This is a genomic window from Bernardetia sp. MNP-M8 (genome assembly GCF_037126285.1).
Classification (GTDB): domain Bacteria; phylum Bacteroidota; class Bacteroidia; order Cytophagales; family Bernardetiaceae; genus Bernardetia.
The window spans coordinates 1,013,562-1,035,362 of the sequence record NZ_CP147012.1 but is presented as its reverse complement, the minus strand read 5'-3'; the positions used below and the strand labels follow the sequence as shown (position 1 = coordinate 1,035,362).

General features: G+C 30.6%; 15 protein-coding genes. 8 read left to right on the top strand and 7 right to left on the bottom strand.

The window, feature by feature from the left end:
* Positions 1-31: 31 nt before the first annotated feature.
* Complete coding sequence (locus V9L04_RS04330; RefSeq protein WP_338792850.1) at positions 32-2,614, bottom strand: tetratricopeptide repeat protein; 2,583 nt, start codon at positions 2,612-2,614, stop codon at positions 32-34.
* Between the two features lie 392 nt (positions 2,615-3,006).
* Here V9L04_RS04330 and V9L04_RS04325 point away from each other — a divergent pair, with 392 nt between their 5' ends.
* Positions 3,007-4,794 (top strand): ABC transporter ATP-binding protein, encoded by a 1,788-nt coding sequence (locus V9L04_RS04325; protein ID WP_338792849.1) that lies wholly within the window; start codon positions 3,007-3,009, stop codon positions 4,792-4,794.
* A gap of 94 nt (positions 4,795-4,888) precedes the next feature.
* On the opposite strand, the gene V9L04_RS04320 is transcribed toward V9L04_RS04325, so the two are convergent.
* Both V9L04_RS04320 and V9L04_RS04315 read right to left on the bottom strand, forming a co-directional pair.
* Positions 4,889-5,305, bottom strand: a complete 417-nt coding sequence (locus V9L04_RS04320) for an STAS/SEC14 domain-containing protein (protein WP_338792848.1) — start codon at positions 5,303-5,305, stop codon at positions 4,889-4,891.
* An 84-nt stretch (positions 5,306-5,389) separates the two neighbouring features.
* Positions 5,390-5,806, bottom strand: coding sequence for a Rid family hydrolase (locus V9L04_RS04315; RefSeq protein WP_338792847.1), 417 nt, complete (start codon positions 5,804-5,806; stop codon positions 5,390-5,392).
* Between the two features lie 281 nt (positions 5,807-6,087).
* On the opposite strand from V9L04_RS04315, the gene V9L04_RS04310 reads away from it, so the two are divergent.
* Complete coding sequence (locus V9L04_RS04310) at positions 6,088-7,089, top strand: hypothetical protein (RefSeq protein ID WP_338792845.1); 1,002 nt, start codon at positions 6,088-6,090, stop codon at positions 7,087-7,089.
* A gap of 257 nt (positions 7,090-7,346) precedes the next feature.
* Positions 7,347-10,097: a DUF5686 family protein gene (locus tag V9L04_RS04305; protein ID WP_338792844.1), complete on the top strand. Its 2,751-nt coding sequence runs from the start codon at positions 7,347-7,349 to the stop codon at positions 10,095-10,097.
* Positions 10,098-10,145: 48 nt separating this feature from the next.
* Here the strand turns inward: V9L04_RS04305 and V9L04_RS04300 are convergent, their stop codons facing one another.
* The 3 genes from V9L04_RS04300 to V9L04_RS04290 all read right to left on the bottom strand — a co-directional run bounded on the left by V9L04_RS04300 (position 10,146) and on the right by V9L04_RS04290 (position 13,183).
* On the bottom strand, positions 10,146-11,057 hold the full coding sequence (locus V9L04_RS04300; protein WP_338792843.1) for a DUF4476 domain-containing protein: 912 nt from the start codon (positions 11,055-11,057) through the stop codon (positions 10,146-10,148).
* 189 nt (positions 11,058-11,246) lie between these two features.
* A complete protein-coding gene (locus V9L04_RS04295) occupies positions 11,247-12,188 on the bottom strand; it encodes a phosphatase (RefSeq protein WP_338792842.1) in 942 nt (313 codons plus the stop codon).
* Positions 12,189-12,283: 95 nt separating this feature from the next.
* Positions 12,284-13,183 (bottom strand): mechanosensitive ion channel domain-containing protein, encoded by a 900-nt coding sequence (locus V9L04_RS04290; RefSeq protein WP_338792841.1) that lies wholly within the window; start codon positions 13,181-13,183, stop codon positions 12,284-12,286.
* A gap of 198 nt (positions 13,184-13,381) precedes the next feature.
* Here V9L04_RS04290 and V9L04_RS04285 point away from each other — a divergent pair, with 198 nt between their 5' ends.
* Together V9L04_RS04285 and cobC are read left to right on the top strand one after the other, a co-directional pair.
* Entirely contained in the window at positions 13,382-13,861 is a 480-nt protein-coding gene (locus tag V9L04_RS04285) for a hypothetical protein (protein WP_338792840.1), read from the top strand.
* Positions 13,862-13,889: 28 nt separating this feature from the next.
* Positions 13,890-14,519, top strand: coding sequence for an alpha-ribazole phosphatase family protein (gene cobC / locus V9L04_RS04280; RefSeq protein ID WP_338792839.1), 630 nt, complete (start codon positions 13,890-13,892; stop codon positions 14,517-14,519).
* A gap of 172 nt (positions 14,520-14,691) precedes the next feature.
* Here the strand turns inward: cobC and V9L04_RS04275 are convergent, their stop codons facing one another.
* Positions 14,692-18,498, bottom strand: a complete 3,807-nt coding sequence (locus V9L04_RS04275) for a SpoIIE family protein phosphatase (RefSeq protein ID WP_338792838.1) — start codon at positions 18,496-18,498, stop codon at positions 14,692-14,694.
* A gap of 293 nt (positions 18,499-18,791) precedes the next feature.
* Here V9L04_RS04275 and V9L04_RS04270 point away from each other — a divergent pair, with 293 nt between their 5' ends.
* The 3 genes from V9L04_RS04270 to V9L04_RS04260 all read left to right on the top strand — a co-directional run bounded on the left by V9L04_RS04270 (position 18,792) and on the right by V9L04_RS04260 (position 21,542).
* On the top strand, positions 18,792-19,400 hold the full coding sequence (locus V9L04_RS04270; RefSeq protein WP_338792837.1) for an RNA polymerase sigma factor: 609 nt from the start codon (positions 18,792-18,794) through the stop codon (positions 19,398-19,400).
* A 95-nt stretch (positions 19,401-19,495) separates the two neighbouring features.
* Complete coding sequence (locus V9L04_RS04265) at positions 19,496-20,482, top strand: hypothetical protein (protein ID WP_338792836.1); 987 nt, start codon at positions 19,496-19,498, stop codon at positions 20,480-20,482.
* A complete protein-coding gene (locus tag V9L04_RS04260) occupies positions 20,463-21,542 on the top strand; it encodes an outer membrane beta-barrel protein (RefSeq protein WP_338792835.1) in 1,080 nt (359 codons plus the stop codon). Before V9L04_RS04265 ends, V9L04_RS04260 begins: the two co-directional genes overlap by 20 nt.
* Positions 21,543-21,801 lie beyond the last annotated feature (259 nt).

The following is a 21,801-nucleotide window of genomic DNA, read 5'->3' as shown; positions in this document are numbered from 1 at the left end:
TGAACTGACATTTTTCTATGATTTCATCTTATTATATTTTAATGCCAATTACAGAAATATCATCACGTTGTTCAGCTACTCCTTGATGCTCATCTAAAAAAAGTTCTAATGTTTTTAGTTGAGTGTCAAAATTTTTATTTGAATTATCTAACAAAATCTCTCTAAATACCCCACTACCAATTTTCTTTCTATCCACACTGTTTTGGTCTGGATAACCATCTGTATATAGATAAAAAGTAGTATCAATAGGTAAAATAAATTGCTGATTTGTGAAATCTTCTTTAAGTTTTTTACCACCCAAATATTGTCTATCGCCTTTGATATGATGTATTTGACCGTTTGTTACATAAGACATACTTGATTTAGCACCTGAAAATAGTAACTCAACTGTTTTTTCTTTTGGTTTTTTAGTAAATACACAAAGTGAAATGTCCATACCATCGTTATTTTTATCTTGTTCTTGCTTAAGAATTTTTCGTATTGCTTCGTGTATATTTTTCAAAATACGTGCAGGGTCGTTTGTAATTTTTTTGATGTTGATAGTTTCATGTAAAAGTGTTGCACCAAGCATACTCATAAATGCCCCTGGAACACCATGTCCTGTACAATCAGCCAAACTAAAAATAGCTTGATTTTCTGAAATTTGTGAAAACCAATAAAAATCTCCTGAAACTACATCTCTAGGACGAAAAAGAACAAATAATTCTGAAAAGAATAAATTCAAATCAGCGTTTTCTGGCATTACTACTGATTGAATATGTGAGGCATAATGAATACTTTTATCAAGTTGTTCTGTTGTAGTTTTGAGTTGAGTATAAGTATTTTCTACGGTTTGTTTTTGTGTTTCTAAGTTTTCGTGTAGTACAACAAGTTCTTCGTGTTGTTGTTGAAGCTCTTCGTTTGCTTGATTGAGAAATTGATTTTTTTGAGCAATTTCTGTTTGTTGCATTTTAATTTCATTGTTTTGAAGAGCTAGTTGTTTATTTGCTTTCTGTTTTTGTCGTAATCCAATTCCAATTAATATAAGTACAATAAAAAATGTACCTGCTATTACTAGATAGGTATATTGAATACGTTTTTGCTCTTCTCTTTCAGCCTTGAAAGCCAAACTCTGTTTTTCTTTCTGAATTTGTAGATTTTCTGCTTGAATTTGTAGATTTTTTGCCTCCATTTTACTTTGTTGGGCTAAATTAAACAAGCTATCTGCTTTGCGTTTATCCTTTTCTTGCATAGCTAAAGCAAATAAATGTTCGGCTTCAGCCTGCTTTTTGACAATTTCTAGCTCTTGTTCTTTTTTCTCAGCTAGGATTTGATTGAGTTCATTATCTTTCTCAACAAGAGCAAGCTCTTTTTCTTTTCTTTCTAAATCTATGGTTGAAGTAAGATTTGAAATCACTTTTGCTTTTTCGATATTAAATAAACTATCATTAATGGCATTAGCTGTTTCATAATATAAAAGAGCTTCACTATAATTTTTACTTTGTTTGTTTGCTTCGTACAAGATATCAGATATTTTTTTTAATCTATCTTGCATACCTGTTTCTTTTGCAATAGCAAAAGCCTCTTGTGCATGTGTAATAGCACTATCATATAACTGTTTTTTAAGATATAAATTAGCAAGTCCTTCATTGATAAAAATTGAAGTTACTTTATCATTTAAGGTTTCATTATTTTTTTTAGCTATTTTAAAGTATTTCATTGACTCATCAAAATTATTAAGGTTTTTATTAACAATAGCTATATTTAATATTGAGCTTGTTATTCCCTTTTCATAATCTATTTTCTGATATGCTTCTAAACTTTTTATGTAATATTCTAATGCTTCATTATATTTTTCTTGTTGGTTATATGTTCCTGCAAGCGTACTCAATACTCGTCCAATTCCTCTTAAGTCATTTATTTCTTCATAAATTTTTAATGATTTAAAGGCATATTCTAATGATTTATCAGCGTTTCCAAGGTCATGATAAATTGTTGAGATACTACTATGTGTAAATGCAATACTTTTCAAATCTCCCATTTCTTCTTTAATCTTTAGACTTCTAAAAAAATACTCAAGGGCATTTGGAAAGTCTGATTGATTTTGTAATACAGTACCCATATTATTGAGTAAAGAAGATATTGTTTTAAGATCGTTTATTTTTTCTGCATACATCAAGCTTTTTTGGAAATATTCGAAAGTAGTAGAATATTCTCCTCTGTAAAAATGTATAAAGGCAATATGATTTGAAGTAACTATTATGTCTGTTTCATTTTTTAACTTTTCTCTGATTTCTAAGGCTTCATGGAAGTAAGTGAGAGCTTTATCAAATTCTCTTTTTTTATAAAAAACATACCCAAGTGTATTTAATGCTAGACCTTTAAAAGAATTATTTTTTATTTTTTTACTTAATTGAATAGACTTTTCAGCAAAAAATTCAGCAGAATCAAGTTTCTTCGACATGTACTCCGAAACTAAACCATCTAACGCCAAAATTCTAGTTGTATCATGGGAGGCTGTACCATATATATGTTGTAAACTATCCACTACAATAGGATTTTGTCCAAAGGATAAAATAGGGTAGAGCAGGAAAACTGAAAATAAAGTAAAATGAATCAGTAAAGGATTTTTCATAAAAAAGATTTACAATCTTTATCTAATTTTTAGGAGAAAGGATAAAAACAGAATTTTAAATAGCAATATCTAATTAACTGTGCTAATCATTTTTTTATCTAAATATTTGAGGCTTCTATAAAATTAAATATACAGAAATAATACCTTCTAAACAAAAGTAAATTAGGGACTTAGGTTATATTGGGATAAAATAGAGTAAAAATTAGAGCTATATATTTGGTAACTTTATGAGTTCTTAAAAAATCAAAACGAGCCTTTTTAGAGATAAAAAAGTCCAAATCAAATCTAACTTTTAGTGTATCTTTATCGTTAAGACCAAATCATTGTAGCTACAAGCGTTTTCTCTGTTCTAATTCAAGTGTCGACACTTGAATTAAATAATATCTATAAAAATGAAAGAACTTTTTGCCTTAAATAAATATTTCTATCGTTACAAATGGCATCTTTTGGGTGGTATTTTTTTCGTGTTGTTGTCTTGTGTTTTTGCTATTATTCCTGCTCAAATTGTTCGTCATGCTTTTGATTTGATAACCAATACAATCAGAATGAATGATCTGTTTGAAGGAACTGCTTCACAAGATCAAGTAATGATTACTTTCAGAAATGTAGTTTTGTTGTATGGTGGAATTATTTTACTAATGGCTCTCATTCGTGGAGTATTTTTGTTTTTGCAACGCCAAACGATTATTGTCATGTCAAGGCTGATTGAATATGATTTGAAAAATGATATTTATGTTCATTATCAAAAATTACCGTTGGCTTTTTACAGAAAAAATAATACAGGAGACCTAATGAATCGTATTTCAGAAGATGTTTCACAAGTCAGAATGTATCTAGGACCTGCCATTATGTATACAATTAATATGATTGGAACGGCAGTTTTGGTAATTTCTTATATGCTCACTATTAATGTACGTCTTACACTTTTTGCTCTTTTGCCTTTGCCTATTCTTTCTATTAGTATTTATTATGTCAATAATTTGATAAATAAGCGTTCTATCTTGATTCAGCAAAGTCTTTCTAAGATGACAACATTTGTTCAAGAAGCTTTTTCAGGAATTCGTGTTATGAAGGCATACATTAGAGAAGACGATTTTTCAAAAGAATTTGAAGGAGAAACAAAAGATTATTTTAATAAATCGCTTAGTTTGGTTCGTGTAGACTCACTTTTTATGCCTTTGATTGTTGGATTGATTGGACTGAGTACAATTCTGACAGTTTATGTGGGTGGAATTGAGGTAATGAGAGGAACAATTACTACAGGAAATATTGCTGAATTTGTAATTTATGTAAATCTTCTTACTTGGCCAGTTGCTTCTTTAGGATGGGTTACTAGTCTTACACAGCGTGCAGCAGCATCACAGGAGCGCATTAATGAATTTTTGAATACAAAAAGTGAAATTCTATCAACAGTAAACAAAACAACTACCATAAAAGGAGAAGTCAAGTTTGATAATGTAACTTTTGTTTATCCAGATTCTGGGATAAAAGCCTTAGACAATGTCAGTTTTGAGATTCGTGAAGGACAAACACTTGCTATTTTAGGTACGACAGGTTCAGGTAAAAGTACGATCGCCAACCTTATTTGTAGAATGTACGACGTAACAGAAGGCAAAATTTTGATAGACCAAACAGCTATTCAAGATTATGAAATAACCTATTTGCGTTCGAATGTTGGTTATGTTCCACAGGAAGTATTTTTGTTTTCTGACTCTATTCGTAATAATATTGCTTTTGGATTCAATGAAAATGATTTTGAAGAAAATCAGATTAAAGAGGCAGCAGCAGATGCAGACCTTCTAGAAAATATCGAACGCTTCCCTGAAGGATTCGAAACAATGTTAGGAGAACGAGGAATTACCCTTTCAGGAGGACAAAAACAACGTGTCAGTATTGCTAGAGCAATTATTCGTAATCCAAAAATATTGATTTTGGATGATAGCCTTTCAGCAGTAGATACAAAGACAGAGAACGCCATTCTTGGAAATATGAAGCGAATAATGAAAGATAGAACATCAATTATTATTTCACATCGTGTTTCTTCTGCCAAACTTGCCGATTATATTATTTTCTTAGATGAAGGTAAAGTTACTGAACAAGGAACACATGAAGAACTTTTAAAACTTGGTGGACTTTATACACAGCTTTATGAAAAGCAATTGCATGAAGAGGTTTCTTAATGAAATTATGAATGGTGAGTGATGAATTGTGAATTACATTATTTTTAGGCTAATTTTTATTTCATAATTCATCACTCACAATTCACAATTCAAACTATGCTACTTTAATCCAATCTTCAGCAGATTTTACAGTGCTAAAATATTCAACCTTAATAAGATCTTGATAGTGCATACGAGCCATAGCCGAAATTTGTGCAGCAGGATAACGTTTGAAAAAATCACGCTCTTGTATAATTGCCATAGCTCGGTAACCAGCTTCTAAAGCACGTTTTAACCAATCTTGCATTGCCCAATTTAGGTCTTCAGAAGATATGCCTTTTGTTATTTTACGGTCGTCATTTATAATTTTAGATACTTGATGTTCGCTCATCCAATCTATGGTATCGTTTAATGCTTTTCTGTAGCCTTCACTGTGCATCTCGCCACGCCATTTTATCATGACACAAGGTACTTCTGGATTTAATTTTATTAAATACTGTGGTGTTTCGGCTAAAATCTTGAATTCAGTCATTGGTAATCTATATTTTTTGTTCTATTAAGTTTCTATTTGATAAGTTCTGTTTTTTAAAACAAGATGCAAAATTACACAATTTTATTAAATTGTAGCTACACATTTTAGCTCAATAGCAATAGGAGTTGGAAGAGCTGTAATTCCTAAAGTTGTTCTACAAGGTTGATTGTCTTTAAAATATTCTGCATAAACTTTATTATACTTTTTAAAATCATCTTCCATATTAGTAAGAAAGACAGTTACATCGACAAGTTTATCCCAACTGCTTCCACTTGCTTCCAAAATAGCTTTTACATTTTGAAAAACGGTGTGACATTGTGCTTCTATATCATAAGAAACTAGCTTTCCATTTTCATCATAGACATTTCCATGTATTTCATTAGTTTTGGCATCTCTTGCTCCTACTCCAGATAGAAATAATAAATTTCCTACTTTGCGTGCATGAGGATACAAACCGACAGGTTTTGGGGCGTTATTCGTTTCGAATTTTTGATTAGACATGAATATAAATTTAGAAGTTAGATTTCAGAAGTTAGAAATAAATACAAAAATAAAAGAATAAAATTAAGGTAAAATTGTATTCTTATCCTGTGTGTTCCTCTGTGAACTCTGTGTTTAACAAAATGATTTCCACAAAAATCATTAATTTTGATTTGCTTTTCAGAAGATAGAATAATTCTTTATTCAAACCTTCGTTCCATAAAAAGATAAAAGATATAGAATAGTCATCTTGTTTTCAAAGCTAAAAAAAATAAAATTAATTATAAGCGACAAATCAAATTATGAAAAAAATAAAACTTACCATTTCTTTACTTTTTCTAGTTACTTCTTTGCTCTTCTCTGCCTGTTCTGTTCAAAAAGAAACACTGCCTGATATTTCGGATTTGAAAGTCAATGTAGAAATAGAAAGAGTAGATAGAAAAATATTTGATGGGCAAAGTAAAGATTCAATTTTGGCTTATCTAAAAGAAAATCCAGATTTATTATTGAAAGGTTTTCGTGTCAATGACATACGTATTTTGGAAGAGTTAGTAAAGCGAGCAAATGATCCTTATATTGATACAGTACAAACTCAAGTAGATGAAATTTATGACTTTGATGAGCTAAGAGAGCAATTAAATGATGTTTTTAGTTATACAAAATTTTACTATCCTGATTTTTATGTTCCTAAAGTGTATACAATTGTTGCAGGATATGAAATGGATGTTGTTCCAAGTGACAGTATGTTTTTGGTTGGCTTAGATTATTTTTTGGGCGAGCAGTCGTATTATCGTCCTCCAATTGAAGCTGTTCCAAATTATCTTTGGGAGCGTTATCATCCAGAAGCTATTCAGACACATATTGCAAGAGAACTTTCAGGTAGATATAATCTCAGTAATCCTTCAGATAATAGTTTAGTCAATGAGATGATTTGGTGGGGAAAAACCTATTATTTCATTGAAAAAGTAGTTCCAAAAGCTGCTGATTCATTAGTAATTGGTTATTCAAGTCAAGAAATTGAGGATTGTGAAACGTATCAAACAGATGTTTGGGGACATTTTGTAAAGCAAGAATTATTTTACAACACTTCACAAATAGAAAAACGAAAATATTTAGAAGCTCGTCCTCATACTTTCGAAATTGGGCAAGAATGTCCTGGGCGAATTGCTCAATGGTTGGGTTGGCAAATAGTGAGAGCTTATATGAAACAAAATCCTGAGGTTACCTTACCAGAGCTTATGAAAATGACAAATCATAAAGAGATTTTTGAGCAATCAAAATATCGTCCGAAACAGAAAGAATAATTTTATCTACTTTGTTAGTGTTTTTCCTCTAAAATTAAGTCTTTAAACTCAATTTTAGAGGAATTTTTCTTTGAAAGATGTGAGTAAATCTATTAAGTATTGAATTGATTCCCTAATTTTCCTTAAAAACAAAAAGCAATATGCAACGCTTGTAAGTTATTTGTAGTCTAAAAGACAAATTAACTAAAAATAAAATTCTATTAGAATTTTATAGAACTCTGCCCCCATCTTTAATTCAACTAAAATAAACTAACTCAATGCGTTATTTTTCAACTCTACTACTGTTTTCTTTGTACCTACTGTTTTCATTTGATTCAAATGCAGCTCGTGTTTTTGGAAAAGCAACTTCATCAGATGGCGAATCAATGCCATTTTTGACAGTTTATGAAGAAGGAACAACCTACGGAACAACGACAAATCAAGAAGGAAGTTATTTTTTAGAATTAGAAGAAGGAACACATCAAATAGTTTTTCGCTATGTTGGTTTTCAATCTCAAACGCATACAGTTGTTATAAAAAATGGAAAAAATGTTGAGTTAAATGTAGTAATGCAGACTTCTACACAAGGCTTAAAAGAAGTTGTGGTTACACCCAACGGAGAAGACCCAGCGTATGCTGTAATTCGTGCAGCGCAGAAAAAAAGAGAGTTTTACAGAACTCAAAATAAAGCCTTTTCGTGTGATGTCTATATAAAAAATGTTCAGAAACTAGATGAATTTAAAGTTCCCAAACTTTTAGAAAATGATGATATAGAAGAGTTTCGCAAGGAATGGGAAAAAAATAAAATTGTTTATTTTTCTGAATCTGTTTCAAAGTATTATTTTCTTGCTCCAAATAAACGAAAAGAAGTAGTTATTTCTTCAAAAGTAAGTGGTGATAGAGGTGGTTTTTCTTGGAATAGTGCGCTTTATTTGAGTTTTGATATTTACGAAAATACTATTGACGCACCTATTGGTGACCGTCCTTTTGTTTCGCCGATTGCAGCAGGTGCGATGCTGTATTATGAATATCAACACGAAGGCGAATTTATGGACAAAGGTGTAAATGTTCATAAAATTCGTGTTTTTCCTCGCTCAAAAGGGCAACCTTTGTTTGGTGGAGTAATTTATATTCAAGATAGTACGTGGCGAGTTCATAGTACAGATTTAGAGGTTTCGAAAGATGTAGGTTTAGAGTTTATTGATAAATTGAGCATCAAACAAACATTTGTACCTGTCTCAAAAAATAATGCTGATGACATTTGGCTATGTAGCACACAGGCTTTTTCTTTTAATTATTCGATTGCGATGATGGGCGCAAAAGTAGTCGGACATGGAGATTATACAGGAAGTTTCTCAAATTATGATGTAACTCCAAACTTTACAAAAGCACAATTACAAGCCGATACAAAAGGGCAAACACTACCGAGTCTTGCATTATCCAAAAAAGATAAAAAGAAGATAATTGAGCCTAAAAGAGAAAAGTTAGAGAATCAAACAGAACAAAAAAATCAAGTAGAAGTAGAAGACAAAACTAAAACGACAACAGAAAATTTAGCTCAAGATATAGAAAAAGATTCTCTTTCCAGTCTGAAAAATGATTTAGAAGCAATGGTTTTGGAACGTAAATTTTTCAATAAAGAAGTTTCTATTGTTTCAGATAGTTCTAATCTGAAAAGTGCAGAATATTGGGAAAAGATGCGTCCAGTTCCTCTCACAGAAGAAGAGTCTGGGCACTATGTTAGGAGTGATAGTGTAGAAAAAGCACACAATGACCCTATTTATTTGGATTCGATGGATAGAAAAGCAAATAAATTTAAAATTCTTGATTTGCTTACAGGCTATACTTACCGAAACCGAAAACGAGAATTGACTTTTAATTTCGTACCAATTACTCAAAATATTCAAGCTAACACAGTTGAAGGATATGTTTTGAATGCTGGCGTAAATTTAAGAAAATTTAGAGAGCGAAATTTTAGCACGACACAAGTGGGTTTGGATGGTCGTTATGGATTTAACAGTAATAAATTTTATGCAAAAGGAAACTTCCTTCATCGTTTTAATCAGACTAATAGTGCTTATGTTTATTTTCAAGGTGGAAGTTTTGTAGAACAGTTTGATACGGATGCTATTTCGCCTTTTGTAAATGGAATTTATACTCTTTTTAGAGAAGAAAATTATCAAAAATTGTTTGAAAAGCGTTTTGTTCAAGCTAGTACAGGCGCACGTATTTTTGATGGTGCATTTTTTCGTTTGCAGGGTGCTTTTGAACAGCGCATTCCTCTTCAAAATTCAAATCCAACACTAAAACCTTATTTTAATAGAGATGAAATAGAATTTACGCCTAACTTACCAACAGATTTTAATGGAAATAATGTGTTTTTTGAAAAACACAATGCTTTTATTTTAAAGGCACAACTTCGTTATCGAATTGGAGAAAAATATATCTTGCGTCCAAAACAAAGAATTACGATAGAGAGTAATTACCCAACTTTTACACTTACATACTCACAAGGAATTCCGACTATTTTTGAGAGTAAAACTGATTTTGGTCAGCTTAATTTAAATATTAAAGATGATGTTAGTTTGGGTGTTGTGGGTTCGTTGGATTATGAAGCACAAGCAGGAACTTTTTTATGGAATAATTATACTTCTTTTGCTGATAATTTTCATTTCCAAACTTCTCCGATTTTACTTTCTCAGTCTCGTTTACGTCAATTTCTCTTATTGCCGTATTACCAATACAGCACAACAGATAATTTTGCCGAATTTCATGCAGAACATCATTTTAATGGATATATTATGAATCGAATTCCACTCATGAAAAAATTAAAATGGCAACTAGTGGCAGGAGCGCATTATCTTTATACACCAAATACGCCCAATTATACAGAAGTCAGTGTAGGTTTTGAGCGTATATTTAAAGTGCTGAGAGTGGATGCTGTTTGGGCTGTCAATCCAAGTTTACAAAACGAAATAGAGACAGGATTAGGCAAAAACTTTGGTCTTCGTTTGAGATTTGGATTTTAAAATATTCTTCATCTATTTCAAGCATTGACGTTTGAAATAGATGAAAAATTAAAAAGCATTTTCAAAAAGTTCTTCTAAAGCTCCAGAAGATTCACAATCTATGCCTTTTCGTTTGCAAAAATCAGTTATCTTGACGTGGTGCATAGGAGACATAATCGCTTTTTTGACATTACAAAAGTCTGATTTATTGATAAGTCTTCTGTAAGCATATTTAGCAAAAACAACTTGCTCGTCAGGCATTTGGATAATATCTAAAATATCGATGAGTTGATAAACTGTAATACAATTTTTTGCAATCATTCTTTTTGCAATTTTTACTTTGTCATCTGCCATGTGTCCTTCCGAAATTGCATTAATTACGTGTTCGAAATCTTCATCACTAATAGAGCTTTCTGAACAGGTAGATTGAGTTTCTAATATAGTTTCTTCTTCTGTTCTTTCTTTATGACTTTCTGTTTTTGATTGTTTACTTTTAGCAATTTGTATTTTTGAATCTCTTTTTTGAGTTTGTGATTGTTCATACAAAAGTTCGAAGTCTTTGTGTTCATCTTCATTTATCATTCCTTTTATTTTATGAAAAAGATGCTTTTCAGATGTTCTTCCGTAGGCAAAACGAGCAAACTCCATTCTATCATACTCATCTAAATAAGACAAAATAGAAGTAATTTGATAGACAGTTAAACATTTTTCTAGAGTTAATTCTTTTGCTGTTTCAAGTTTGTTCTCATCAAAGAAATTATCATCTATTAACTCTAACATTTTTTCAAGGTCAATATTACTAATTGGATTTTTACAGTTAGATGTCGATATATTTTTACCATCTAAAGTCAAATCTAAGCCAAGTTCTAGTCGTAGAGTTTCCTTATTTTCTTTTTCCAATTCTTGCTCATAAGAACTAGAACCACAACTAAAAAGTATTGTACAAACTAAAAGAACAAATACAAAATTGATATATTTCATGGAATAAAATGTAAAGTAGTTAAGCTAAAAATTTAAGATTTATTATATTGTACGTACGTTGTTAATGAATAGTTTGAGTTTGATTGCTTATTTTTTAGTTTTCTTTACTAAATCGATGCAACAAAAAAAGCTAACCTAATGTAAAATTAGCTTAGCTTTTAAAAGGTTTTTTTAGAAATAAAAAATAAATTATCCTTGCATTACGTTATTTCTCTCAAATAAATATTGAATAATTCCTTCTCTTAGACCAACTTTAGGAACTATAATTTCTTTTATATTAGCTGCTTTCATCACTTTGAGATAAATCTCAGTTGCAGGAATAATAACATCAGCTCTATCATCATTTAAACCAAAATCTCTAATTCGCTCTTGATAATTTCTCTTCTTTAACTCTTTATATAAGCGTTCCATTTCTTTGAGAGTAAGTGATTTTCCACTTTTTGAGTTTTTAGAAAGGTCATAGAGTTTGTTGATATTTCCTCCTGTTCCAACTGCATTTACAGTTGTAGAAAGAGGTTTTATTGCTTTCTGAATCCAATCCTTTAAAGCCTGATTTTCTTTTTCAAGATATTCTTTGGTAGCCGTTTTTTTATCTGTTGTAATCGAACGTACTGAACCCATATCAAAGGAATGTGCATCTATTTTTTCGAAGTTATGATAAATATTTACTTCAGTACTTCCTCCTCCTACATCAATATGTACGAAGTTATCTGTCGAAACATAGCTCAAAATTGATTTATTAATCAGTTCGGCTTCCATATCTCCACTAATAATATTTATTGGAATTCCTACTTCTTCTTTGACTCGTTCCACAAGTTGCTGCCCATTTTTGGCTTCTCTCATGGCAGAGGTGGCACAGGCCATATAATCATTCACTTCAAAAACATCCATTACATTTTTGAAAACGTGCATTACTTCTAGAAACTTAGCTTCATTTTTAGGACTAATCTCGTGAGAAAGGCTAAAAACATCCGTTCCTAAGCGAAGAGGAAAACGAATTTGTTCGATTCTTTTAAAACTAGGAAATCCATCTTTTTCAGAAAAACGAACTCTACTAATATGCAAACGAAGTGCATTTGAGCCAATATCTATGGCTGCCAAACGCAAATCTTGTGGGGAGGTATCAATCATAGTTCAAAGAAAATAGATTTTAAGGGTTTTTGCTAATTATTTTTTGAAGATTAGTAATTATTTTGACTTTTCTGACTCTTATATAACTCATTTATTTATTCTTTCGAAAGAGAAATAGCATCACTTTCTCTTTTGAGAATAATAGGAATGGGTTCAGGTTTATACATCTTAATTTCTTGAATATTGGCAGGAAGACCAAATTTGTTTTCAAGAAGAAAGTTTTTGACAGTTCGCATAATTTCCGTTTTGGTTTCTAAAGCTGAAACTTTATAATCTAAGGTATTTACCCAAAACATCACTTTCAAATTGACTGTACTTGCTGCAAATTCGTCTATTAAAACAAGCGTTTTTTCATTCTTCAATACTTCTGGATTTGCATTTACAATTTCTGTAATTCCTCTAATTGCTTCTTTTATATCATCATCATAATCAATTCCTATCAAAAAATCTAAACGTAAAAAACCATCTTGAGTATGATTATATACCTCATTTGTGATTACCAAAATATTGGGAATATAAACATCTCTTCCATCAAAAGTTTTCATTTGTGTTGTTCTAAAATTGAGGGCTGTTATTTTTCCCATATTTCCTTCAACAGTTACAGTATCGCCCAAATTAAAAGGACGGTCAAAAACTAAGATTACTCCTGCTAAAAAGTTTTCTCCAATTTCTTTGAAGGCAAAACCTAAAACTACTGCACCTACTCCTGCACCTGCTAAAAGTCCTCCAGCAATCCCTGTAAGTCCCATTGTATGTAAGCCTAGAATAACTCCTGCCAAAATAAGTAAGAATTTAACAAGCCGAACCACATAATCAACAACCAGTTTGTTAGCTGCCTTTTGCATCATTCTTCTACGAAAAAGTTTCGTAATTCCGATAGCAATGAGAATAAAAACAGTTGTCACAATAATAGAAAGGGCAATTCTTGGAATACTTTCAACGAGTATGTGCCAATAAGAAGTTAGTTTGTCTTGTATTTCTTGAGCTGCATCCATGTAGTAAAGTAGTAAAAGTATAAGATTAAAAAATAGAATTTCTTTAGAAATAAAAAAACTAAACAGCTCTTTTAAGTAGATTGTTTGACTTAATATTTTCTGTGAGCAGATTTTGAAGATGTAAACAAAAAGATGTATTTTTGGAAAGACGTTATTTAAATCTTCTTTATTTAGAAATTCTACTCAAAATTTACTCTTATGAAAACGACTCATTCAACATCTATTCAAATCGTTATTTTTTCAATTCTATTGTTTTGTGTAGGTCTTTTTTCTTGTCAGTCAAATACCAACTCTAACACAAATATGACAGAAGCAAATGCAACTGAAAATCAAGAAACCAAAATTGCAGATGAAAAAAAGGAGACAGAAATTACCTTTATGATTTCGAATGTAGAAGATGATATTAATGGAAATGAAAGTACAATTACAGCAGTTATAAATGGAAAAAATATAGAAGTTACTAGAGCAACAAATTGTAATGCAGTAGAAAAAGAAGAGTATGAATCTATGAAAGTTCCGAATGAGGCAACTTGGGCGTGTAAATGTTGGTGGGCAGGTGCAGGCGAAAATTTTTATGCTATTAAAAAAGATGATAAAGTAGATTTTTATGGAAAAGAAGTGTATGAAGAAATGGAAGAAGAATATGATAAATGGGAACTTATCAAAACATTAGAATAATTTTGTAACAAATGGGTATTAAATAATTATGGAAATTTATCTTATTCGTCATACCACCCCAAAAATAGAAAAAGGAGTTTGTTATGGTTTTTCAGATTTAGAAGTTGCTGACTCTTATGGGGAAGAATTAAATATTTTATCAGAAAAATTAATTCATAAACTTCAAAAACAGTATTTGAAAAATAAAGAGCCATCAAAGAAAGAAGAAATAGTAATTTATACAAGCCCACTACAACGCTGTTCTGTTTTAGCTAAAGATTTGAAAAATAATATTCAGAATTATTTTGATTTCAAAGTGAAAAAGGATGATAGTTTGAAAGAAATGAATTTTGGGGATTGGGAACTCAAAAAATGGGACGAAATAAATGAAAATCAATTAAAAATCTGGACAAATAATTTTGTAATAGAGTTTGTCCCTAATGGAGAAAGTTTTGAGGTCTTGAATGAACGTGTAATTGATTTTTGGCAAAAAAATGTAAAACCTCAAAGGGACAAAATTGCTTTTATTGTTTGTCATGCAGGAGTTATTCGCTCTATTTTATGTCATGCTTTACAAATCCCTCTTCAAAATGCTTTTTCTGTTTCTATTGATTATGGAAGTATTAGTAAATTGAAAGTTTTCGAAACACACATACAAATAGATTTTCTGAATGGGTAGTTTTTTGTTTTAATTGAATAGTTTTCGCTTTTTTTAAAAAACTTTTTTCCTCCTATACAATCTTGCTGTTGTTGGTGTCTCCACCCATAACAATGTTTCCAATGTCCTATACTTTAGATTTAGATATAAATTATTTTTTTTACTGTTCTTGTAATTAAAAGAGAATTGGATTTTAAACTTTAAAACCTAATACTGTTATATCATCACGTTGTTCTATTTTTCCTTGATGAATATCTAAAGCCTGTTCAATTTGATGACATTGTTCTTCCATTTTTAGAGTTATATTTTGTTCTATTAATTGCCACAAATTAGGAGTTCCAAACTTTTCCCCTTTTTTATTAGATTGATCTACAAAACCATCAGTAGTTAGATAGACGTTTGTTCCTTTTTCTAAAACAAGTTCATTATTTTCGAAAGGTTTGCCTTTAGTACGATTTGAACCTATCGAACGGCGTGTTCCAGAAATAGTTGCTAAAGACGAATCAGGTAAAGAATACCAAAGTGGTCGTTTTGCACCTGCAAAACTGAGTTTGGTAGTCTCATCTTCACTTATTTGTAGTGTACAAATAGCTGCGTCCATTCCATCTTTATTAGTTTGTTCGCCAGTTTGAAGGGAACTTTTAAGTATTTCATCTAAATTTTCAAGTATTTGTGCAGGGTTTGTAATGTGTTTTTCATTTATTATTTCATGTAAAAAGGTGTTTCCAATAAGCGACATAAAAGCACCTGGCACTCCATGTCCTGTACAATCTACTATAGCAATGACTATTTTTTTTGTATTTGTATCTTTATCGAAAATGGTTGTAAACCAATAAAAATCCCCTGAAACAATGTCTTTCGGACGATAAAGAATGAAAAAATCTTTTATAGTTTGTTTTATAAGTTTTTTTGAAGGTAAAATGGCTGCTTGTATTGTTCTAGCATATCGAATGGAGTCTGTAATATGTTGATTTTTTTCATTAATAGTTGCATACGATTGAGCATTAGAAACAGCAATGGCAGCATAAGAAGCTAAAGAACGCAAAATAGTAAAATGATTAGTTTGGTAAGCGTCTTTAGAAAAACTTTGAACAGTTAGTACCCCAATAGATTTTTCTTGTACTATTAAAGGTATATAAATCAATGATTGAGGAAGTTCCCCTACTTCTACCTCTTGAGTATGAGAAGCAGGAAAATTTTTTTCAAAATTATTTGTAGAAATTTCTTTTTGTTGTAAAAAACATTGAACAGCTAGTTTTTGAGTGTCTTCTAATGAGTCAGAATTAAAAGGAAGTATTTGACCTTTTTCTACAAAACCTCTAAAGTCAATCTGTTGGCGATAAGAATTAAAAACTCCTATTCCAAATCCTTCTGCTGGCATTAAGCTGTTTACACTTGAATAAAGCATGCTAATAAGCTCTGTTAAATCTAGTGTAGCTGTAATCTGTTGTCCTATATCTGCAAGTGTTTGAATATTTTGATATGATTTTTCTAATTCTTCTTTCTGAATTTCAATATTTTGTTTTTGCATCAAAACTTCTTCTTTCTGCTGTTCTAATTCACTATTGGCAAGCTGAAGCTCAGATGTCCTTTCTTTTACAGTTTCTTCTAGCTTTTGATTTTTATATTTTAATCTTCTTGTATTATAACGGATACCTCCATATATCATAATAGAAATAAATAATGAACCAAAAATAAAATATAAAATAAAAGCTAAAGGTGTTTTATAAAAAGGAGGTTTGATTGTAAAATCATATTTTGTGAGTCTACTTTTTGTATCGTAGGTATTTTTTGCTTCTACTTCAAACGAATATTTTCCAGCATTTAGGTTAGTATATTCCTTTTTCGTTTCTGTTGTCCATTCTGACCATTTTTTGTCATAACCATTTAATCTATATCTAAAGACTGTATTTTGTTCATCTAACGAATTATTTGAGCTATAAAAAAAAGTGAGTGAATTTTGATCATAATTTAATACTGGGTTATTATTTTTTTCTGTATAATTTTCAATGAAAAGTAGAGAATCAGCTTGCATTATTTTTCGGATAAATACATTAAACTCTGCTTTCTGATAACTTTCACTTTTTACATCTAAATAGAATAACCCTTCAGATGTTCCTATGGCTATTTTACCTGTTTCACTTATCGTTCCCCCTGCATTTATAAATATATAAATAGAAATAGAATTATCTGTAAGTCTGTTAGTAGGTAGTTTTTTTGAAGTATTATTTTTTGTATTGAACAAATAATAATCTGTTTTGTCTATTCCCCCTATTCTTAGTACAATATTTTCATTATCTATATCATTTATTTCTACTACATATTCGCTATCTTTTACTAATTTACTGATAGTTTGATGTATTTCAAAGGTATTATTTTTCCATACATAAACTAATGAATCTGTAGCAACATAAATTTTGTTGTCATGTTTTTCTAGGTTATGTACGGTATGATTAAACTCTATACTTTTTTCTTCTAATGTGTCTTTTTCTTGATAAATATGTAATTTATCTTCTCCATCAATTGCAAATAATAAATCATCTTGAGCTTCTAAACCTAATATTGTTAAATTAGAAACTACTTGTTTTAAAATGCCTTTTTTCTTTGGTAAAAAGTCTAACTTATAGATTCCTTTACTATTTGAAAGTCCTATGTACATCCTATTGGATATATTGGGAGATGTAATGAAATGGTTGATAGAACTCTCTGTACTTTCCAACTCACTCCAAGATGTTTTTGTGATTTGATTGATTCCTACGTTAGTAGCTGCTAAAAATAAAGAATCATCATCTAAAGACAATGTCTTCATGATCCATGTTTGATATGAGTTTCCTTTTAAAGGAAGAAAATAGTTTTGTTCTGTGTCATAATAAAAAACACCATTTGTAGAACTTATATAGAATTGGTTATTGTATGTAGTTGCATCAGTCACAATACCTGATATTCCTCTGTCCTCGCCATATTTAGTAAATGGAGAACCTATTTCTAGTTTAGACATTCCCTTTGCAAGAGCTACCCACGCATTTTGTTGACTATCAAATTCCATTTCATACACTTTATCAGCTAATCCTTCAGCTTGTGAAAACTGGAATAATTTTTTACCTGATGAATTTATACAAATGAGTCCATATCGAAGGGTAGATATGTAATAATTACCATCTTTTCCCATTGTGCCATTGTACATAGAATTAATTTCATTCTCTGTCAATTGTGTTTCAAAAACCCTAAATTGATTTGTGTTAGGTGTATAGATAAGAAGAGAAGAGGCTTTTATTCCTACTAATATTTCATCATTTTCTGTTTTCTCTGTTGGATTTGAATAAGGAAGTAAAAAGCTAATACCATTATTGACTATCAAATCATCGTTAGTAATAAGTTTTAATTTATCGCCTTCTAATTTTCTCAAGCCAAAACCCTTATCCAATATATATACTTCATCATTTACATAATAAACGGAGTAAAAAGCCTTTCCTTTTGTTAGCCATTTATTAATTTTTCCATCTTTATAACGAAATATATATTTATCGGTGACAAAAAAAGTACCTTTAGAAGTAGATTTTACTTTCCAAACTTCTCCAAAGTTTCGTTCTTCTTCTTCTAGTAACTCAATAAGAGAGACAAATTCTAATTTCCCTGTTGAATCAGCTTCTAGCTTACCTATTTGATTAATAGCACCAATAAATACATCTCCTTTATCATTAATATCTAATGTCCTGACAAAACTTACTTTAGGGATTTCAATAGTACGCCATTTTTTTCCATCAAACTGTAAAACTCCTGATGTGTTAGCAAAATAGATAATTCCCTTTTTGTCTATTTTGACAGATAAATTTACTACCCCTGCTTGATATTCTTTGGGAGAATAAAAACGGGTAAAAGGCATTGCATTAAAGCCTATATCAGTCTGTGCATAGGTTTTATTATAGTTTAGGGAAGCTAAAAGGGGAAGTGAAATTATAATAAACTTAAAAAAAGAATGAAAATGGGGTACTTTTATCATAAAATAAAAAGGTGCATAAAAAGGAGAATTTTATCTACCTCCAAACTACATAAAATTAGTTAAATTTCCAATTTATTTGAGTAGGTTTTTTTCTGTCTTTGCAAGGTTAAAATATTGCTATGTCCAAAAAACGGGATGGAGTTATTTTACCTTTTTTATTAAATTTTTTATTCTTGGTGCAACCTTTTCAAAACATTCGGCATCTAATTAAGCAAGAAACAAAAACAACTTAATCTGACGTATTTTTTTGAAAAATATAAATACGTATTCAACCTTTTTTATGAAATAATTTTATGTTCGGATTTCTTCGCAATAAAGAACGCTCTACTCAAGATTTATCAGAAAGCGAACTGATAGAAGCCTGTAAAAATGGCAGTAGTAAAGCTCAAAAACAACTTTATGAACAGCATTCTGGCAAAATGTTCGGTGTCGCTTTGCGTTATGTAGGCAATCATCATGAAGCCGAAGATGTGCTAGTGTCTGCTTTTATGAAAGTGTTCGAACATTTAGATAGCTTTAAAGGCGAAGGAAGTTTTGAAGGTTGGATTCGCAGAATTGTCAGTAATGAAGCTCTAGGACTTATCCGAAAACGCAAAAAAGTGTTTATGGAAGAAATAGAAAATGCAGATTATAAAGGAAAAAATAATCCAGCTTCTACAACTTTAGAAACCAATGATTTGCTCACTTTAGTAAGACAATTACCTGACGGATACCGAACTGTTTTTAATATGTACGCCATTGAAGGATTTTCACATAAAGAAATTGCCGAAGAATTGGGTATTTCTGAAAATACGTCAAAATCTCAACTTAGCAGAGCAAGGGCATTACTGAAAAAATGGTTGGAACAAATAGATAATAACACAACTCAAAATAATCAATCTGTTCAAAGTTTTGTGCTTTAAATTGCTCAAACGGATGACAGAAATAAAAATACAACAATAAAAAATTAGTCTTTTACATAAGGTTTTCAAAACACCTTTTAACTAATATAAGTCCTATGGACAATCAAAAAAATAATTTTTCTGGAAATGATTCTGATTTAGATCTTCTTTTTAGAGAGGCTCTGCAAAATCATGCTGTTCCTACCGAAGACCATATTTGGAGAAGAGTTCAGCACGGGTTAGCAGATAAAAAAGAAGAAACTTTAACTCCCATTACAAAAACAATTACAAAACGCTCTTACCTTCCTATCTGGTCAGCTGTAAGTGGTGTAGCTGCATCACTTTTGATTTGGGCTGTCTTTTTTACCCCTTCTGATTCAAATAATATAAATACAAATAGAATTGCAGATTCTGATAAAGTAGAAATTGTAACAGATTTTGATAAAACAGAAGGTATAGCGTCTGTTAATTCCTCATTAAAAGAGTTAGAAAAAAATAATGAGAAAATTCAACATACAGAAGCAACCTCTTCAAATGTAGTCGCATCTGATAAGCAACAAATACCCCCAACAATTAATAAAATAAATACTGTTTCTAAAACTCAAAAGATAAAAGGAGTTATTCCTCAAAATCATATTGAAAAAGCAGTAGCTAGTCTTGAAAAAGACCAAACTAAAATCAAGAATCACAACTCACAGGATAAAATGAATACTAAAGCATTCACAAATCCAAGTACACACATTTCAGAGAATGTTTGGGCAAGTGATTTTGTAGTTCATAATTCAAATTCATCTCTTAAAAAAGAAAAGCAAAATTCAGATATTCACAGGTTAAATGTTGATAATCAGACTGTTGCTATTACTATTAAGGTAGGGAAGAACGAAAATATGATGAATGCTACAAGTCAAGCAACAGGATTTGATACAAATCAGAATCCTTCACAGTTTGATAAAGCAAAAACGGTATTGAAAGAAGTTTGGAATTTGAAATCTGGCAAAAAAGTTAATTTACAAAATATACTTCCGAATAATGAAAATGAAAAAGCAACCCAAAAAACAACTACTAATCAATCCGATCAGAACAATGAAACGCAAGCAGATTAATTCGTTTAGTTCTACTTTAAAGAGAACCTCTCTATGGGTTTTATTAGTTGGAATATTTACACTCTCTAGTGTTTCATTCTCTTCTGCTCAATCTCAAGCTGACACTGTACTTATTGATTTTGGTGATAGTAGTAAGGTAACTGTCTATATTCAGAATCCAAAAGATGCAAAAGAAATTCGTAATCTTGACTGGAATCTGATTATGGAAAGAACAGCCAATTATCTTGAAGAAGCACATCAAAATAATGGTAAAATTGAAACAACAAGTGAAGAAGAAACTGAAATTGAAGTGGATTCTCAAGATAAAGAAGATTCTTTTGAAGTAGAAGAAAAGACCAAAACACGGACTATCATTATTGGTTCAAGAGGAATTCGTATCGAAAGAGATGATGATGACAAAGATGACAAAAATACTTTTTGGACAAGAACTCGTCATCAAATTCCAATTGATTTTGGATTGAATAACTACTTTCAAAATGGAAATTTTGGGGAAACACCAACAGGAAAACCATACGAATTACGCTCTTGGGGTTCTCGCTACTTTGCTTTCGGAACAATGTTCAAAACTCAAATTGGTGGAAAGAAAAGTCCTCTTTTAGTACAATATGGCTTAGAAGCATCTTGGAACAATTTTATGTTTTCAGGAGATAATTATGCCTTAGAAACAAGAGATGGAGTTGAGTTTCCTGAATATGAAAGTTCTTTGGATAAGTCAAAACTAACTGCTGCTTATGTTAATATTCCTCTCATGATTCATTTGGATTTTGCAGAAAATAATAAGAGAGGTTTAAAATTAGCATTTGGTGGTTATGCAGGATATAGAGTGGGAAGTTATACCAAAATTGTTTATCACGAAAGTGGTGACCGTCAGAAAGATAAAGAACACTCTAACTTTCGTTTAAACGATTGGAGATATGGTGTAAGAGCTGAAATTGGAATTGGAGAAGATAAATTTGATAGTGGACTTCGTCTTTTCTTTAATTATGACATCAATACGCTTTTTACAGAAAACTCTGATTTACCAAAACTAAATGCTTTTAGCTTTGGAGTAAGACTTTAAAAAAACATTTTATGAAGTTAGAATTAAAAACAAGGTAGAATTTTAGAATTGTATTTTTAAAATTTCGTATTTCTCTCTAACTTCTAAAATCTAAATTTATTAAAAACCAGCTATAAATTAAATAATCGAACAAATATCTCTTCCAATTAATTAAAAATAAGCAATTACAATAATCTTGTAGTTGCTTATTTTTTTGTTTCTTACTTTACTTTGATGCTAGTAGTTTCTTAAATTTGTACTCTTTACTGACGTAGTTAAA

Coding starts and splice junctions, on each gene's coding strand:
- V9L04_RS04305 (WP_338792844.1), top strand. CDS start 7,347: ATGCGTTATTTTTCAACTCTACTACTGTTTTCTTTGTACCTACTGTTT.
- V9L04_RS04315 (WP_338792847.1), bottom strand. CDS start 5,806: ATGTCTAATCAAAAATTCGAAACGAATAACGCCCCAAAACCTGTCGGT.
- V9L04_RS04300 (WP_338792843.1), bottom strand. CDS start 11,057: ATGAAATATATCAATTTTGTATTTGTTCTTTTAGTTTGTACAATACTT.
- V9L04_RS04260 (WP_338792835.1), top strand. CDS start 20,463: ATGAAACGCAAGCAGATTAATTCGTTTAGTTCTACTTTAAAGAGAACC.
- cobC (WP_338792839.1), top strand. CDS start 13,890: ATGGAAATTTATCTTATTCGTCATACCACCCCAAAAATAGAAAAAGGA.
- V9L04_RS04325 (WP_338792849.1), top strand. CDS start 3,007: ATGAAAGAACTTTTTGCCTTAAATAAATATTTCTATCGTTACAAATGG.
- V9L04_RS04295 (WP_338792842.1), bottom strand. CDS start 12,188: ATGATTGATACCTCCCCACAAGATTTGCGTTTGGCAGCCATAGATATT.
- V9L04_RS04330 (WP_338792850.1), bottom strand. CDS start 2,614: ATGAAAAATCCTTTACTGATTCATTTTACTTTATTTTCAGTTTTCCTG.
- V9L04_RS04265 (WP_338792836.1), top strand. CDS start 19,496: ATGGACAATCAAAAAAATAATTTTTCTGGAAATGATTCTGATTTAGAT.
- V9L04_RS04270 (WP_338792837.1), top strand. CDS start 18,792: ATGTTCGGATTTCTTCGCAATAAAGAACGCTCTACTCAAGATTTATCA.
- V9L04_RS04285 (WP_338792840.1), top strand. CDS start 13,382: ATGAAAACGACTCATTCAACATCTATTCAAATCGTTATTTTTTCAATT.
- V9L04_RS04275 (WP_338792838.1), bottom strand. CDS start 18,498: ATGATAAAAGTACCCCATTTTCATTCTTTTTTTAAGTTTATTATAATT.
- V9L04_RS04320 (WP_338792848.1), bottom strand. CDS start 5,305: ATGACTGAATTCAAGATTTTAGCCGAAACACCACAGTATTTAATAAAA.
- V9L04_RS04310 (WP_338792845.1), top strand. CDS start 6,088: ATGAAAAAAATAAAACTTACCATTTCTTTACTTTTTCTAGTTACTTCT.
- V9L04_RS04290 (WP_338792841.1), bottom strand. CDS start 13,183: ATGGATGCAGCTCAAGAAATACAAGACAAACTAACTTCTTATTGGCAC.